Annotated in this window: 7 protein-coding genes; all 7 read right to left on the minus strand. The window is 29.1% G+C overall.

The window, feature by feature from the left end:
* Positions 1–4: 4 nt before the first annotated feature.
* The 7 genes from MKD41_RS09470 to MKD41_RS09500 all read right to left on the minus strand — a co-directional run bounded on the left by MKD41_RS09470 (position 5) and on the right by MKD41_RS09500 (position 17,259).
* Positions 5–3,196 (minus strand): SusC/RagA family TonB-linked outer membrane protein, encoded by a 3,192-nt coding sequence (locus MKD41_RS09470; protein WP_240242053.1) that lies wholly within the window; start codon positions 3,194–3,196, stop codon positions 5–7.
* A gap of 621 nt (positions 3,197–3,817) precedes the next feature.
* Positions 3,818–4,642 (minus strand): cupin domain-containing protein, encoded by an 825-nt coding sequence (locus MKD41_RS09475; RefSeq protein ID WP_240242054.1) that lies wholly within the window; start codon positions 4,640–4,642, stop codon positions 3,818–3,820.
* A gap of 248 nt (positions 4,643–4,890) precedes the next feature.
* Positions 4,891–6,417, minus strand: a complete 1,527-nt coding sequence (locus MKD41_RS09480) for a RagB/SusD family nutrient uptake outer membrane protein (protein ID WP_240242055.1) — start codon at positions 6,415–6,417, stop codon at positions 4,891–4,893.
* A 22-nt stretch (positions 6,418–6,439) separates the two neighbouring features.
* Complete coding sequence (locus MKD41_RS09485; RefSeq protein WP_240242056.1) at positions 6,440–9,433, minus strand: SusC/RagA family TonB-linked outer membrane protein; 2,994 nt, start codon at positions 9,431–9,433, stop codon at positions 6,440–6,442.
* Between the two features lie 535 nt (positions 9,434–9,968).
* Positions 9,969–10,343: a cupin domain-containing protein gene (locus tag MKD41_RS09490; protein ID WP_240242057.1), complete on the minus strand. Its 375-nt coding sequence runs from the start codon at positions 10,341–10,343 to the stop codon at positions 9,969–9,971.
* A 10-nt stretch (positions 10,344–10,353) separates the two neighbouring features.
* Positions 10,354–12,627, minus strand: a complete 2,274-nt coding sequence (locus MKD41_RS09495) for an alginate lyase family protein (protein WP_240242058.1) — start codon at positions 12,625–12,627, stop codon at positions 10,354–10,356.
* Positions 12,628–13,137: 510 nt separating this feature from the next.
* Positions 13,138–17,259, minus strand: a complete 4,122-nt coding sequence (locus MKD41_RS09500; protein ID WP_240242059.1) for a hybrid sensor histidine kinase/response regulator transcription factor — start codon at positions 17,257–17,259, stop codon at positions 13,138–13,140.
* Positions 17,260–17,338: the final 79 nt, after the last annotated feature.

Raw genomic sequence — 17,338 nt, forward strand, 5'->3', positions numbered from 1 at the left:
TTAATTAAAATTGAAAGTTAATACCTGCTGAAATTGTTTTAACTATTGGTCCGTCACCTCTTTGATAACCTGATGTTAGAGGTGTATTAGCATTATCTGATGTTTGCCCAGCAGCTTCTGGGTTAAACCCTTCATATCCTTCAGCAGTAAAGAAAAGTAAATTTTCACCTGTTAAATATATTCTTAATCTATCAATATTATATTTTGAAACAATTGATGCTGGTATTGTATATCCAACACTTAAATTTCTTAATGCTATAAATGATGCATCTTGAATATGATCATCTGTATATCTTCTATGAACTGTTTTATCTATATCTGGAAAGTTTGCAACTGGATTAACTGCTGACTCACTTGCATAATATAACTGATCTAAATCTGCTACTCTTACTTCAGCACCGTGAGATCCTTGCCATTGAAATGAAAAATCAAAATCATTATACGTAAAGTCTGAATTTAAACCCCAAGTAAAATCTGGATATGGATTACCTAATTCTGTTCTATCTTCACCATCTATAATACCATCGTTATTTAAATCTTTTACATATACATTTGCAAAATCATTATTAAATCTATTAAAAGGATTGTCTATCCACTCTAAAGGCATTTCTTTTTCATAAACCCAGCCATAGAAAGATGTTATTGGTTGTCCTACTTTTGCAATAAATTCTGTAGGTCTTGTATCTTGATCTATTCTAGAAATAATTTGTTCATTATTACCTAAACTAACTACTTCATTTCTATTTAAAGAGAATTGACCTGATGCAACCCAGCTAAAGTTTTCTTTTGAAATAACCCTAGAGCTCGCTTCTATTTCAACACCTGAATTTTTTACTTCACCTATATTTTGCAACCAATTATCTGTACCATAAGTAGCAGGTACTGGAGCAAATAATATTAAATCTTCACTTCGTCTATCATAATAATCTACAGATAAGTTTAGAAGTCCATTTGCAAATCTAACATCTACTCCTGGATTAAATTCTACTAATTTTTCCCAACCTAAATTTTGATTAGCTAACGTTACACCTTTAACACCTGTTAAACCATTATAACTAATTGTACTAAAAGTTTCTTCAAATCTATAAAGAGATTCATAGATGTTTCTAGATATTTCATTAGAACCTGAAATACCGTAACTAGCTCTTACTTTTAAAAATGATATTAGATCACTTTCTAATAAGAAATCTTCATTAGACATTATCCAACCAACTGAAGCTGCTGGAAAAAATCCAAATCTTGTATTTGTACCAAATCTAGAACTACCATCTGTACGAGCAGATAATTGCATTAGGTATTTTTCATCATAATTATAATCTACTCTACCAAAATACGAAACTAATTTATCGGTTCCATTGTCAGTATAAGTAGTTCCACCATCTGCAATTGCAATATTGTTATTAAAATCATTTGTATAACCTACAGCTTCAGATTCTTGCACGTAAAAATCTCTACGTGTATATTCAAAACCGAATACAGAATTAAAATTGTGATCTCCAAAACTTGTATTATATTTAAGTAATGATTCTACTGCGTATTGATTTAACTCATCTCTACCTTCAAATCTAAAAGCTTCTTGATCTCTATTTTCTTGACCATAAAAATAATCGTTATTATTGTTTTTATTATGTCTAAAAACACCAGAAATAGATTGTCTAAAATTAAGACCTTTCGCTAATTTAAAATCGATATAAGCAGAAGTATTTAAACTTAATTTTTTCTTTACTCTTGATCTTTCTAAGTAATGTACAAGTGGATGTACGTTTTTTGTAGTAGACAACGTTAACCCACCAGAAGTTAATCCACTAGGAATAGGAAGTCCTGTTTCTGCATCTCTAAGAATATCTCTAGGATTGTTAGGGTCTACTGTAAAAGTGTGGTCAAAAGCTCTTGAAAATCCATAGCTACCTACACCAAGGTTTTCGAACAATTTTCCTGCATCTGTAGAAGTACCAACAGCTGTAGAAAAAGGAGTTACATACTTTAAATGATCTTCATTTAAGTAAAGAGGTAAATGCCCCATTTGTCTTAATGGATCTGTAAATCTGGTTGGAACTCTAACTTGATCGTTGTAATTAACGCTTAAACTTGCACCAAACTTAATTTTCTTATTTCTTGATTTACTATCAACTTTAATTCTGGCATTAATTTTTTCAAAATTATCTGTCAACACAATACCTTCATCTTCTAAAAATCCTAAAGAAGCAGTATAGCTTGTTAATTCAGTACCACCTCTTACAGCTAAAGAGTGACTTTGTATAAAACCACCATCAAAAATTTCATCTTGCCAGTTTGTTTCGCCACCACCTAAAGAAGCAATAAAATCCATAGCTTCAAGCTCTGCATAAGCATTGTCGTAATATCTATTAATATCTTCATATCTTTCACTTGTAGGCAATATTGCTGAAACTGTTGCCTGAAGCCCATCTAATCTAGCTCTTTCATCGGCAATTGATGTATTAAAATTATCATTATTTTCAGAATATTTATACCCTACAAATGTATTATATGAAAAACTAGTTTTTCCTGAAACACCTTCTTTAAGCGTAATTAAAATAACCCCATTTGCACCACGAGAACCGTATATTGCAACTGATGAGGCATCTTTTAAAACACTTATAGACTGTATATTATTATTATCGATGGTACCTAAAATATCTGCATCGGTACCCAGCACAACACCATCAACAACAATTAATGGAGCTGATGTACCCGTAATTGACCCAGGCCCTCTTAATGTAATTTTAGGGTCACCACCCGCTTCTGAAGCAACTGTTTGAATTCTTAAACCTGCAACTTTTCCTTGAAGCGCATCTTCTACACGAGATACTGAAACATTCTCAATATCTTTACCAGAAACTTTGGTTAAAGAACTTGTTACATTACTTTGTTTTTGATCTCCATACCCAACTACAACAACTTCATCTAATACAGCAGAATCTTCTACCAATTGTACGTTAATCACTTCTTGACTTACATAGGGAATTCTTTTTGTAACATAACCTAAATAAGTAATTTCAAGAATTTCTCCTGATACCAATTCAATTTGATAATTACCGTCAAAATCTGTACTTGTACCTTTTTGCGTACCTACTACAATAATATTTGCCCCCAAAATAGGCTGCCCATCTGCTTGAGAAGTAACAGTACCTTTTACTGTAAAACTTTCTTGAGCCATTAATGGTATATTGAGCATCAATATCACTATTAAGGTTAGCTTAATTTTTAAATTCATAATCTATTTTTTTATGTTAAGTTTAATTTTAGTAACTGTTTAGTTATTACTATTAATATCAATAATTAATGTTTAATTGCCTTACCTCATTAAAAAACTCAACTCTGAAGATTCGTATGCTTGCTTAGGTATTTTTTGCAGGTTGTATTTTTTAATATGTATAACTTTTAGTATCTCAGAAAAGATTATTTTTAAAGAAGATAGGTGCAACTATCATTTTTCTTTTTAATTTAATTTATTTTATCATTTAAAGCGTTATAATATACTGGTTTTTAGATGTTAATACTTGTTTTTATTTGATACCTTAAATTGGTTTACCAATTTGGTTTACCAAATATATATTAAAAAAAAGTTAAAAAAAAATATTCTTCAAACTATTTTAAATATTTAACATTTAGCACTATAACGTTTTAGTAATACATTCATATTTTTTATTATAAATACCTAAAAAGATTACAAAACCATTAAATTATTTTGAATTTTAGCAAAAAAGACATACTAAATTAGTAGCAAATCTGGATTTTTAAATTATTTATCTTATTAAAAAAGCTTTGCATTAACTAGACCTTATTAAGTTAATTTTTATTCTGTAATTTTATTGTGTGTTTTCAACCACTCTTCCCCTTCTTTATCTCTAAAAAAATCCATCCACATATAATACATTTTTTTTTCTTTTTCTACCTCAACAGAATGACTTGAACCCAAAGGAATGTGTAAAATTGAATATGCTGGAAGTTTAATTTGAGCATCATCTGCAAAAACTGTAATTTCATTATCTGTTAACCCTAAAAACAATTGCTCTAACATGCCATGTTCATGCGCTCCTACTTTATCTGGACCAGGAGCTTCAACTGTACCCAATGCAATGCGTGGTATATATTTATTAGGCAATACTGTTCTGCTTATTGTATTAGGACTCTTTATAGGTTCTGTATAAGGTTCACAATCATTAAATTTTGCAAAATAAGGTTTTTGTGTATTTTCTTTCGGAAACTCTTTTAAATCAAGAAGATCTTGCTCGGTTAAATTAGTTGCTATTTTAAGAAAGTGAAGGGTATCATTTTTATTTGCACTAATTGAGATCATCTCTAACATATTAGGCAATAAAATAGTTTCTGGAACAATACTATAATTTAAAGTATCTACAACAACGGTTCCCTGACCTTTCATAAAAAGGTATATAAATTTATAACCTTTTTCTATAGATTCATCTCTAATAACGTCTCCTGTTATTGCAATATGATCTACAGTAATTCCTGGAATTTCATTTTCCAATACAGCTTTACTATATTCTAATGTATTTGGCTTTAAATTCATATTGAGGTGTTCAATTGGAATTTCCATTGTACAAGCTGTATTTAAAAGTAAGATTGCTGTTAAAATTAAATATATATATTTTGTTGACATACGTAATAAATATTTTGGTTTATTTTTATATAACAAATTAAAATAGGTTTTACTTTCTACTAACAATCAATAATTTAGGCAAAAAAAGTAATCAACTTTAACGTTTATAATTAAACCTATTGAATTTTATGATAACTCGGTAAGGTACATTTATATACTAGTAATCTTGGATCTACACTGATTAATAATGTGTAAACCCAAGATTAAAAACTAGCAACGATTACTATCGTTTTATACAACCATTTAATTTAGTTTCCAATATTAGGGTTACTATCTATCTCATCTTGTGGTATTGGTGTATCATAATCTACTGAAGAATTCCAGTCTGGTTTTGCTCCTTCATAACCAGAAGCACTAAATACCTGATCTCCTAACTTTCTTCTTTTAATATCATACCATCTTTTACCTTCAAAAGCTAATTCTATTCTACGCTCTTCTAATACATCTTCAACTGTAACAGAAGTTAGATCTGCAGGTACCGCACTTGGAGGTATAACCACTTCAGTATAACCTCCAGAAGTAGATGCTCCACCTTTTCTAGCTCTTGCTCTTACTTGATTAATATAGTCTAAAGCTAAAGGGTTCCCTATTTCAACTCCAGCTTCAGCAGCGATTAACAATACTTCAGCATAACGTAACATAGAGTTATTATGGCTGGTTGCTCTTTTATTTGAACGAGCATAAGGCCCTGGATAACGTGTATATTTAGCAATATAAGGCCTATTTGCAGCGTGCTCATGCCCGCTTATAGTAAACTGGGTGTAATCTACAGTAACTCCACCAATTGTAGCTTCTGTTTGAAAACTAACATTTGTTCTATAATCATCTGGATCAAAAGATTCATAAACAGCCATGGTTGGAACTAAAACAGACCAACCTTGATCGTCATCATCTCCTCTAATACCTGTCATTGGTGCTGTTTGATCGTACCCATTATCATCTGCTTCGTAAGCATTGTAATCTAATACAAAAATTGGTTCTAAAGAAGCGTCAATTTTATTGGCATTAAATAATGTTTGAAAATCTGGATCTAGATCTAGATTATATACTCCTTTATTATCAATTACTTCTTTAGCTTCATCAAAAGCTTTTTGAAAATACGTATTATCACTTGTCCCAGCCATAGTTAAATACACTAAAGCTAAATATGAACTAGCCGCAGCTTTAGAAGGTCTAGATCTTGTTATTTGTGTATTAGGCAACCAAGTTTTTGCAAATTGTAAATCTGAAATAATATTTTCATATACCTCTGCTTCTGGTGTTAAACCTACTGTAGATGCAGCTTCTAAATCGTCAATTGGAGTATCAATATAAGGTATATCTCCAAACAATCTTACTAAATGAAAATAGTAAAATGCTCTTGCAAAATAAGCTTGTGCAGTAACAGGATTTTTAACTTCCTCATCTACAGCAACATCTTCAGCGCCTGCAATTGTATTATTAGCTGCAGCTATTCCTAACCAAATTCTTCTCCAAGGATCATAAACCATTTCATTATCACCTGTTATAGAATGCATATCCATCTCTAATCTATATGTTTGAGAAGATTGAAGCTTCACCATATCAGAACGCACTAATAGCGACATAGACAATTTTCTTCCCCAAATTTGTTCGTTCATGGCATGTGTTAAAGAGCCATCTACCCCAGTTTGTATATCTTGTACCGTTGAGTAAAATCCATCGGGAGATAATAATCCAACTGGATGTTCTTCTAAATCTGAACAACCTATTATTGATAATCCTATCAATAAAAATAAATATTTATATGTTTTCATTATATATGTTTTAAATTATTGATTAAAATTTAACGCTAAGACTAAAACTTACAGATTTTACAGTTGGATAATTCCCAAAATCAAATCCTCTTACAGTATTACTAGATGTATCATTATCTCCAGAAGCACCATAATAATTAACTTCAGGATCTAAACCAGAGTAATCTGTAATTGTTAATAAATTTTGCGCACTCAATGATAATCTTAAATTTTCTATACCTAACTTTTGTATATTTTCTGAAGGAAATGTATAACCTACAGCTATATTTTTTAATCTAATATAACTACCATCTTCAACAAAACGAGAAGAGATTTCTCTCCAACTATTATTTCCTACGCGAGGTTGACTTGCATCTGTATTAGATGATGACCAGGCATTATTATAATAATCGTAAGTAGTATTTGCATCTCCATTATTTAACTGCACATTAGTCATATTAAAAATATCTCCACCTTGAGATCCTTGAAAAAAGATATTAAAATCAAAATCTTTATACTTAAAGCTATTGGTTATACCCCAAGTAAAATCAGGATTTGGATTACCGATAATTTTTCTATCATCATTGGTAATATCTCCACTATCATCTAAATCTAAAAATAATGGATCACCAGCAACTCCTCCTGTAATTGTAGCTGTACCAGCTGGAAAATTACCTCCTTGGTATACACCTGCATAGTCCCAACCATAAAAAAGACCTACTTCTTCGCCTTCTCTTAAAATATAGTTATCATCAACACTAAAATAACTTGGTGCACCATCTCCAAACCAATCAACCCCGTTAATTAAAGAAGTTACTGTATTTTTATTTTTAGAGAATACTAAATCTGTTGTCCAACTAAAATCGTCTTTAATAATGTTTCTTGTATTTAAAGAAACTTCTATTCCTTTATTATTAATTTCTCCTGCATTTGTTAAAATCTCATCATTATAAAATCCTAAATAATCAGGCATCCCTTTATTAATCATAATAATATCTTTAGTATCAATATTATAATAATCTAAAGAAAGTAATACTTTATTATTGTATAAACCTAAATCTACACCAATATTTGTTTGGTAAGATGATTCCCATTTTAAATTTGGGTTTGAAGGTTGGTTTGGTGTAACAGCTGCAACAGTTTCACCATTGCTAGAAGCGTATAAACTTGCAATACTTGCTAAAGATTGGTAAGGATCAATTGATGGGTTACCAGTAACACCATAACTTAATCTTAACTTTAAATTAGAAATTGTTTCATGGTCTTTTAAAAAGTCTTCACTAGAAACTTTCCAACCTAATGCTGCTGATGGAAAAATGGCATACTTTTCATTTTCTGCAAAGTTAGAAGCCCCATCACGTCTCACTGTAGCTGTTAATAAATATTTATCATCATAATCGTAATTAATTCTTCCAAATTGAGATTGAATTTCTGTTTCATTTACATAAATAGCTCCTGAACCCCCATTAATTAAATTAGTTGCTGTCCATAAACCATAGTAAGAAAAAGAATCTGAAATTGTTCCAGTACCCTCACTATAAGAACCTTTATTCGTTGTTTTTTGATAAGAATAACCTGCTAATAATGTTAAATCTCCTTTCCCTATCTCTTTTTTGTAGGTTAAGTAATTTTCACTTAAAACACTTTTAGATTTATTTTCTCTAATTATAGCTCGTCCATCTAAACCTTGTCCTGCAGTAACAGTTAATGTTCTTGGCATATACATACCTCTAAAAGTATTGCTATTACTTAAACCAAACGTTGTTTTAAATGTAAGACCTTCAATAATTTCATAATCTGCATAAAAATTAGCTCTAAAATTTTCTATTTCCGTATCATCATCTCTTTGGGTTGCAACTGCCCAAGGGTTATCAACTTGATCTCCAATCTTATCATTTGTTGAAAAAGAACCATCATCATTATAAATTCCTTTATCTGGAGCAAATCTCATAGCTAAAGAAACTACATCATCACCTCCCACGGTAACAGAACCATCAGATTGAGTTGTAACACCATCTTTTTTACTTAAACCACCTGTTAAACCAAGACCTATTTTTAATTTATCAGAAACTTGTGCATCTAAATTTGTTAAAAACGATACTCTTTCGTAAGCAGAATTAACCAGCACCCCATCTTGTGTAAAATAAGTACCTGAAGCATAGTAATTTACTTTATCTGAACCTCCTGAAAAAGAAAGTTGATTATTTGAGGTATTACCTGTTCTATAAATTAAATCTTGCCAATCTGTATCATAATCTCCTTGAACATAAGGAGTTGAATTATCTTGATTTGCTCTTATTTCATTTTGATATTTTGTAAAATCACTTGCATTTAATAAATCTAAACTATTTGAAGTTGTTTGAATAGCGTATGTTGAGTTAAGTTCAACATTTAATTTACCGCTTCTACCTTTTTTAGTAGTTACCAAAACAACACCATTTGATCCTCTAGAACCATAAATAGCAGTTGCAGAAGCATCTTTTAAAACTTGTAAAGATTGAATATCACCTGCCTGAGGCATTGTTGCTCCAACAAAACCATCTACAACAATAAGTGGATCACTACTAGCATTAATAGATGTATTTCCTCTAATATTCATTTTAATAGGAGCACCTGGCTCACCACCATTATTAGACTGTACAACAACACCTGCTGCTCTACCTTGAAGTGCTTGCTCTGCTTCTAACACAGGAAAAGCCGTTAATTCATCTGTTTTTACAGAAGATACAGAACCTGTTACATCACTTTTTCTTCTAGCACCATAACCCACTACAACAACTTCGTCTAAAACCGCTGTATCTTCTATTAAAGTAATTGTAATTTCTTTTTTGTTTGTTAACGTAATAAGTTGGGTTTTATACCCAATATAAGATGCCACAAGAACTTCTCCTTCTGTTACATCTAAACTGAAAATACCATCAAAATCTGTAGAGGCTCCTCGAGTAGTATTTTGAATTAAAAGGCTTACACCAGGAATTGGCATATTATCTTTTGCAGACAAAACCGTTCCTTTTATTGTAAAGCTTTCCTGAGCCATTAATGAAATATTGAGCATCAATATTACAATTAGCGTTAGCTTAATTTTTAAGTTCATAATTTAAATTTTTATGTTAAGTTTAGTTTTAGCAATACTATTTTGTATCACTTTTAGTATAGATTGTTAATCTTTAATTATCCAATCACTTTAAAAAATTTAATTCTGAACATTTATTTCTTTTTTTGTAATATTGCAGAATGTATTTTTTAAAATGAGTACATATTATAAATTTTACTTCCCTCAGAAAAGAAGTATTTTTAATAAAAAGGATAGGTGCAACTATCCTTTTTTTTGTTTACTTTATTATATCATTTAATTAATTTTATTTTAAACGGTTAAACTTATTTATATCCTCTTTTAAAAACTGGTAAACCAATCTGGGAAACCAAATATATGTTAATTTAAAGTTAAATAAAAATATTAAACTATTTATTTTCAATATTTAACAGATTCACTATAACGTTTTAGTAATAACAGTTAAAAAAAGCGTTTTATACCAAAAAAGGTCAACGCTTTTGAATTAATTTTTGTTTAATTATTTTTTATCACCAAAATATGATACTCCATCACCACTTAAGAAATCTTCTCTTACAGGGCTAAATGTATCAATTAATTGTCCTTCTTCTAAACAAACTGCACTATGCCATAAATTAGGCTCAATATACACACCATCTCCTGCTTCTACAATTTGCTTTACTCCATCAATTTCAAATTCAAATTTACCTGAAACACAATAAGTAGCTTGTGTATGAAAATGTTGATGTGGCGCCCCTAATGCTCCTTTATCAAATTTAACGCTTACCATCATAATTTGATTATCGTAACCTAAGAATTTTCTAGATACTCCTCCACCAAGATCTTCCCATTCCATATCCTTTGCAATGATGTATTTTTCACTAAATCGTTTCATAATTTTATATTTATTTATTTTCTATTAATATATAAGAACCTTTCCAGGTATAATCTTTATTGTTTATAGTTAATTTATGTGTTGCTTCATTATCATTATTTTCATTTGAAATAATAAAAAGCTTTGATGTACCGTTTTTTTCTTCTATTAATACAGCTGTATATTCTTTAGAATTATGAACCACCGTTAATTGCTCTATATTACTATATGCATTGATAGCCAATTCTGAAACAGGGTCATAGGTACCGTGTGATTCTATTGTAGAAACATATAAAGCATTTTTTGCTTTCTTTTTTCTTAAAATTAATGTTTGCTCATTACGTAAATTATATTCTGGATCATTTGCTCCTATTCTACCAAAAATAACTTCATCATTATTTGTTGTTACAGCTGAATATGTATAAAATTTATTATTTAATAGCCAATTTAATTTTATATTTTCTCCCATTACATTTGCTTCAGCTTCTTTATATAAATGCTGATAGCCATCTGAATTACCTAAAACTTCTGGTGTTGGTAATTTTGAATATTCAAAATCTGCTTGCATAATTTGTCCTAAGAAATAAAATGGTAAATCGTACTGATTATTATTTTCAGATGTTACTCGCAAAATATCTAATACATAAGGATTTTCATAAACTTCATCTTTAATAGTTACCATAGTTCTATGAAGTTTTGTACCCGGGTATGCATTTTCTTCTTTAGCGCTAGCTACTTGTATATTTTTATCTTCAACACTAAATATATATTTATTAGAGTGGTATTTACTTCCAATGTCATAATTCCCTTTAAATTGAGATTTTTCATTTTGGGTTATCGTATTATGTGCTATAGTTTGTTTTGCCCAAGTTGTGTTTTCTTTTAAATAATTTCCACCACCTTTTTGTTCAATATTAACAAAACGACTCATACCATAATCTTGTACCACTTCAACACCATCTTCAAACAAAGCAAAAGACAACTTATCATAATGTCCATGACTTAACCCGTGTGCAGTATATTTAAAAACAACTTCTAAATCATCACTACGTAAAATTCCAACTGCTCCTTGGTCTCCATCGGGACCATCAGACAATTGAATTGATTTTTTAACAAAAGGTTTTTCCTTACCTTCCTTAATACCTAGAGCCACTGCTAAACCAGCATCATCTAAAGTAACCTCGCCTTGCATTTTAGCAATACTTAATAATTCTGGATTATTTCCACCAAAATGATAGCCAATATCAACAGTAGAAATTAAAGAGGCGTTAAAATAAGACATTCCTTTTTGAGCGTCGTTTAATAAAAAGAACTCACCATCTACATCTGATAAATTTAATAAAGCCATTACACTTTTTAAAAGCACCCCATCTTTATATTCAAATACCTTTTCTGCAGGTTTTTTATTTTGAAGTGCTTGTGCAAAAATTAAAAATGGATACGAAGCATAACGTTGATAATAAGGTCCTTCTGTAAAATATCCATCTGGAGAAAAAGGCTCATTTATATTGGCAAAAAAACCAATTTTTTGACCATCTTTTCTAATGTAACCACCATCATTATCTTTTTCGTTTGGGTTAAAATCAACATCTTTAACTCCATTTAATGCTCTATCTAACAATTCGTCATCATCCATTGCCAAAGCAATCATTCCAACCGCAGCATTACCCCAAGTGGCATGGTTATGCACTCTGTTAAAAAATTGTGGATTTTCTTTTGAAATAAAATCTGCAAAAGGTCTAAATAAATCTGTCTCTAAAACATTACGTTCTTCTTCTGTTAAATAATTATAAATACAATCGTATGCTTGACTTGTATATACCAACCAATTAGAATCGTTTAAACATTGCCAAAATAACTTACCTCTAGCATACGATCTTGGTTTTGGATGAACAGGCCATGTTGGATACTGTTTTGCATACTCAAATAACATATCTTTTACATATTTAGCATACTTTTCATCGTTTAATATTTGATAAAGTACACCTGCTTTTTGCATTAAAATGTAATTTTTTTTATGTGTTTCGTGTGTATATCCCCCAGAGTAATCTTTAGGAACAGGAACATCAAACCCCTTAACAATTTCAGCATCAATCTCTGCTTGAGCAATTGCTAATGTTTTATCAAAAATTGGAATACTTCCTAAGTTAGCTCTAATATCTTTTACACCTTGTTTAGTTAAAATTAAACTTGGGTGACTACTCTCTTTAGAATACAAATTTTCAGCAGTTTTAGAATCAGTTTGTTTGCAAGAAATAAAACTTACCAATACTAACAACGGAATTAATTTTATTATATTTTTCATTTTCATTTTTTAATGTTACACCTAAAATTTTATTAGGCTCCCTATTTGAAATTTATATTTTCTAGCAAACAATAAACAACCCCCTAATTATAAATTAAAAACTGAATTATAATATTTACTTATATTATTTCTAAAAAACACATTTAATTGAACAATTAAAAGAGCTAAAACTTAAATTATTAAAGAAAAAACAATTAAATCATGTCTTTTTTTAGTTCATTTATAACGTTTTATATTGGTTTACCAAATTGGTTTACCAAATATATGCATATATTTTATATTTACAAATATTTCTACTGAAAATTAACACATAGCAGTTCAATATTGATTTTTTAAAAAGACTTTAATTATTTAATAAAAGCTAAAATATCATTATATAAATTAATATAGACTAAGAATTGTAGTAATTATTTATAATTTATAATTTAAAATTTATATAATTTGAAGTAATAAATAGAAGGTTTTAGTTTTACTCTACTACGCTATAAAATATAAATACTTAATAAACCTCTATTTTTTATTAGTTGTAGTTTTATATTTTGAAGGTGTAATTCCAAATTGTTTTTTAAAACTAACACTAAAGTATTTAACATCATTAAAACCAGCATCAAAAGCTGCTTGAGAAACGTTGTAATTGTTTTCGAGTAATAATTTTGCAGCCTTATTTAATCGTACTCTTTTTACAAAATCGCTTACCGAAGCTCCTGTTACCGCCTTCACTTTTCTATAAAGAGATGATCTACTATACCCCAACTCTTTTGCTATTTCAGGAATTAACACATCACCACTAGTAGACTTATCGAGAACTAATTTTTCTAATTTAGCAAGAAATTTATCTTCAACATTTTCTTTCAATTGGTTTTGTTCTAAATTCTCTTTTTTAGATGTGCTATAAAATTGAATTAACTTCTTTCTATTCTGAAATAAACTCTCAATCTTAGCCATTAAAAAATTAGAATCGAAAGGTTTGGTAATATAATCATCTGCACCAATTTCTACACCTTCTAACCGATCGCTTTCACCTAATTTGGCCGTTAATAAGATAATTGGAACATGGCTCGTTTTTTCTGAATTTTTCAATTCTTTACATAAATTCATTCCAGATTTTTCTGGCATCATAATATCAGAAATTATTAAATCTGGTATTATTTCAAAGGCTTTTTCTACTCCTTCTTTTCCGTTTATTGCTGATATTACTTTAAAATTAACCGATAAAATTTCGCCTAAATAATTTATGATATCTAAATTATCATCAACAATAAGAACAACCTTATCGTTTTTATTAAAGTTAAATTGTACTGGTTCATTATGCATTATATCTGTTTCGTCTATAAAAGGTTTTTGAATGATAAAATTTCCAGATTCTACAAATTCTACATTTTTTATTTTAGAAAAATGTTCTTTATTTTTAAATAATTCTATCTTAAAACAAGACCCAACACCTATTTTGCTTTCTACCAATATTTCACCTTCATGTAAATCCATTAATTTTTTACACAAAGCCAATCCAATACCCGTACCTTCAATAGCATCAGCATTATCTTTATGGTAATATAAATTAAAAATAGAATCTAATGCTTCTTGTTTTATTCCTAAACCTGAATCGGCAATTTTAAGTAAAATAGTACCTGTAGTTTCTTGAATTGTAATTTTAATTTCTCCGCCTTTTGGAGTATACTTAAATGCATTGGATAGCAAATTAAAAATTACAAGTTGTATTTTTTTATAATCGAACCAAGCGTAGTACTCTTTTTCAATTTCAATAATAAATTGAATTTCTTTTTGAACAGCATAAAATTCGAAATTACTTGAAATCTCTTTTAAGAAATGGGTGAAATTATACTTTCCTATTTCTAAGTGATTGTGTTCTGTTTCAGATTTTCTAAATTCGAGCATTTTGTTTATAAGCTCTAACAAAATTTGAGAATTTCTTTTTATCAACTTTAACTTACTTGTGTTTTTACCGTTTTTCTCCTCTCTCAATATATCTGAAATAGGTCCTAAAATTAAAGTTAATGGCGTTCTAAGCTCGTGTGAGAAATTTGTAAAAAACCGAAATCTCTCTTTATTTAAATCTTTTTCTTGTTCTCTTAAAATTTGAGTATAAAAAAGTGAGTTTTGCAGTTTAATTTGATTTGCATAATACTTTAAAACCACAAAAATTATAAATGAAATACTAATTATATACATTAAAACCGCTGGTAATGTTAACCAAAATGGTGGATTAATAATTATTTTAACCGTAGCTATTTGTTGGTCTTTATTACCCACTTCGTGAGCTAACCTTACCTTAAAAACATATTCACCATGTGATAAATTTCTGTAGGTTGCAGATGTAGTAGCACCTACTTTATTCCAATGTGTATCGTAATTTTCTAAAATATATTCGTAGTTAATTCCTCTTGAACTTGGAAAGTTAAGTGCTGCATATTCAATTGTTATAACATCTTGATTATACGCCAACTCAATCTCTTTAACTTTAGAAAGACTTTGTTTTAAAGGCGTTTTATTAATTTCATTACTTACATTAATAGATGTATTAAATAATTTAAAATCTGTAAATATAATTTTTAAAGGATTGTAATCTTTATAAATTTCGTTCGGATAAAAAATATTTAAACCATTAAGCCCTCCAAAAACAGCATATCCATTTTTAGACAAAAATCCTGAATTACCATTAAAAGATCCTACTCTAACTCCGTTTGCAGAAACAAAACTATCAAATTCTTCATCTTCTGTATTAAATAAATTTACGCCATTATTGGTACTCAGTAATAATTTAGACTTGGATTCTACAACTATAGCTTTAACAGTATTATTTGAAAGTCCATTAGTCTCTGTATACTGTGTTACTTTCTTGGTTTTTAAATTAAAATGTATCAACCCTTTAAATCGTGTACCAATCCACAAATCCTCTTCAGAAACAAATTCAACATCAAACACAATATGTGCTTTTAAACTATCATATTCAGGATATGTTTCTATTTTATTTTTTTCATAATTAAACGACAAAATTCCAGTGCCAAAAGTCCCAATCCATAAATTGCCATTTAAATCTTCCGTTATAGCTCTAATATCTAACCAACCTACTTCTGTTATAAAATTAAAATCATCGGTTTCTGGTTTATATAAATGTAAACCACCTCCATTGGTTCCAATCCAAATGCGTTGCTTACTATCTTCAAAAATTACACGAATATCATTACTATTTAAATTTTTATTTGAAAGTCCTTTCTTATAGTGTGTAAATTTTGTTGATCCTGACTTTAACACGTTTAATCCACCGGCATACGTTCCAATCCATAAATTTCCATTACTATCAAAACAAGAACTCAAAATGGCATTATCGCTTATAGAAGTATTATCTAAAGGATTATGTAAAAACTTTTCTACATTATTTGTAAATGGATTAAATTTATACAAACCTCCGCCATCTGTACCTACCCAAATATTATTATTAGTATCTTCGCTAATTCCCCAAGTACTTTTGGTGCTAGACTTGCTGTTATCTTTAGCTAAGTTGTTATACAATCTTAAACTTTCTCCATTTGGGTTAACAACATTAACACCTAATAAATGAGTTCCTATCCAAATATTATCTTGATTGTCTTGATAAAAGGAACTTACCGAGCGATAATTGACACTATCATCAAAACTATTTGGAAAGTAATTTACAAACGTATTTTTTTCTTTTTTTGAAAGAATTTCATTTCTTTTACCTTTTATAATACCCGAGTTTCGGGTACCTAACCAAACAACACCTTCATTGTCTTCAAAAATGCTTAAAATATCGTTATCTGAAAATGAACGGCAATTTTCTAGATTAATTTTAAAATAAGCTTCGTTTTTAGTATTGTAAATTGTTAAGCCAGCATTTGTGCCAATCCATAAATAACCTTCTTTATCTAAATACAACGTATTAATTTCGCCTGATGAAGTAATTTCATCAATTCCATAATTAAAATTTGTAACTTTTTTTGATTCTAAATTAATTTTATTAAGTCCTTTTTTCCAATTCCCCACCCATAAAATACTATCATTCTGTATTTGAAGTGATGAAATTAAATTAGAAGATATATCAAAGTTATTTTCTTGTTTATAGTTGTGGATAAATGTTCCATTTTTTAAAATATTAATACCTCCTCCATACGTACCAACAACATACTCTCCATTACTTCTTTCAACCATAGTTGTAATGCTATTATGACTGAGCCCACTAATTCCATCAGCTAAATAAATTTCAAATATCTCTTTTACGGTATCAAACTTATTTAACCCTTGATCTGTCATAATCCACAAATCACCGTTACTATCAACAAACAATGATTGAATAAAATTATTAGAAATGGAATTTTTATTCTCTATTGAATGCCTAAATGTTTTATAATTTTTACCATCAAATCTACACAACCCATCATTAGTTGCAATCCAAATATACCCAACAGAATCTTGGACAATAGAATTTATAATATTATTTGGCAACCCATCTTCTACAGTAATAGAATTGAATTTTAATTTAGGCGGTAGTTTATCTTGTGCAAATAAAGTTACCCCAATAATTAAAAATACAATTAAAAGTATTTTTCTATTAATGTCTATAAAAAATGAATTAATAAATTTTGAACTATTCAATATCTCAATTTTTAATTAAAAAAAACAAATCTAATTCAATAATAACAATTTCAACCTTATAATTGAAAATTTGAGCAAA

Source organism: Lutibacter sp. A64 (genome assembly GCF_022429565.1).
In the GTDB taxonomy this organism is placed as follows: Bacteria; Bacteroidota; Bacteroidia; order Flavobacteriales; family Flavobacteriaceae; genus Lutibacter.

Coding starts and splice junctions, on each gene's coding strand:
- MKD41_RS09470 (WP_240242053.1), bottom strand. CDS start 3,196: ATGCTCAATATACCATTAATGGCTCAAGAAAGTTTTACAGTAAAAGGT.
- MKD41_RS09475 (WP_240242054.1), bottom strand. CDS start 4,642: ATGTCAACAAAATATATATATTTAATTTTAACAGCAATCTTACTTTTA.
- MKD41_RS09480 (WP_240242055.1), bottom strand. CDS start 6,417: ATGAAAACATATAAATATTTATTTTTATTGATAGGATTATCAATAATA.
- MKD41_RS09485 (WP_240242056.1), bottom strand. CDS start 9,433: ATGGCTCAGGAAAGCTTTACAATAAAAGGAACGGTTTTGTCTGCAAAA.
- MKD41_RS09490 (WP_240242057.1), bottom strand. CDS start 10,343: ATGAAACGATTTAGTGAAAAATACATCATTGCAAAGGATATGGAATGG.
- MKD41_RS09495 (WP_240242058.1), bottom strand. CDS start 12,627: ATGAAAAATATAATAAAATTAATTCCGTTGTTAGTATTGGTAAGTTTT.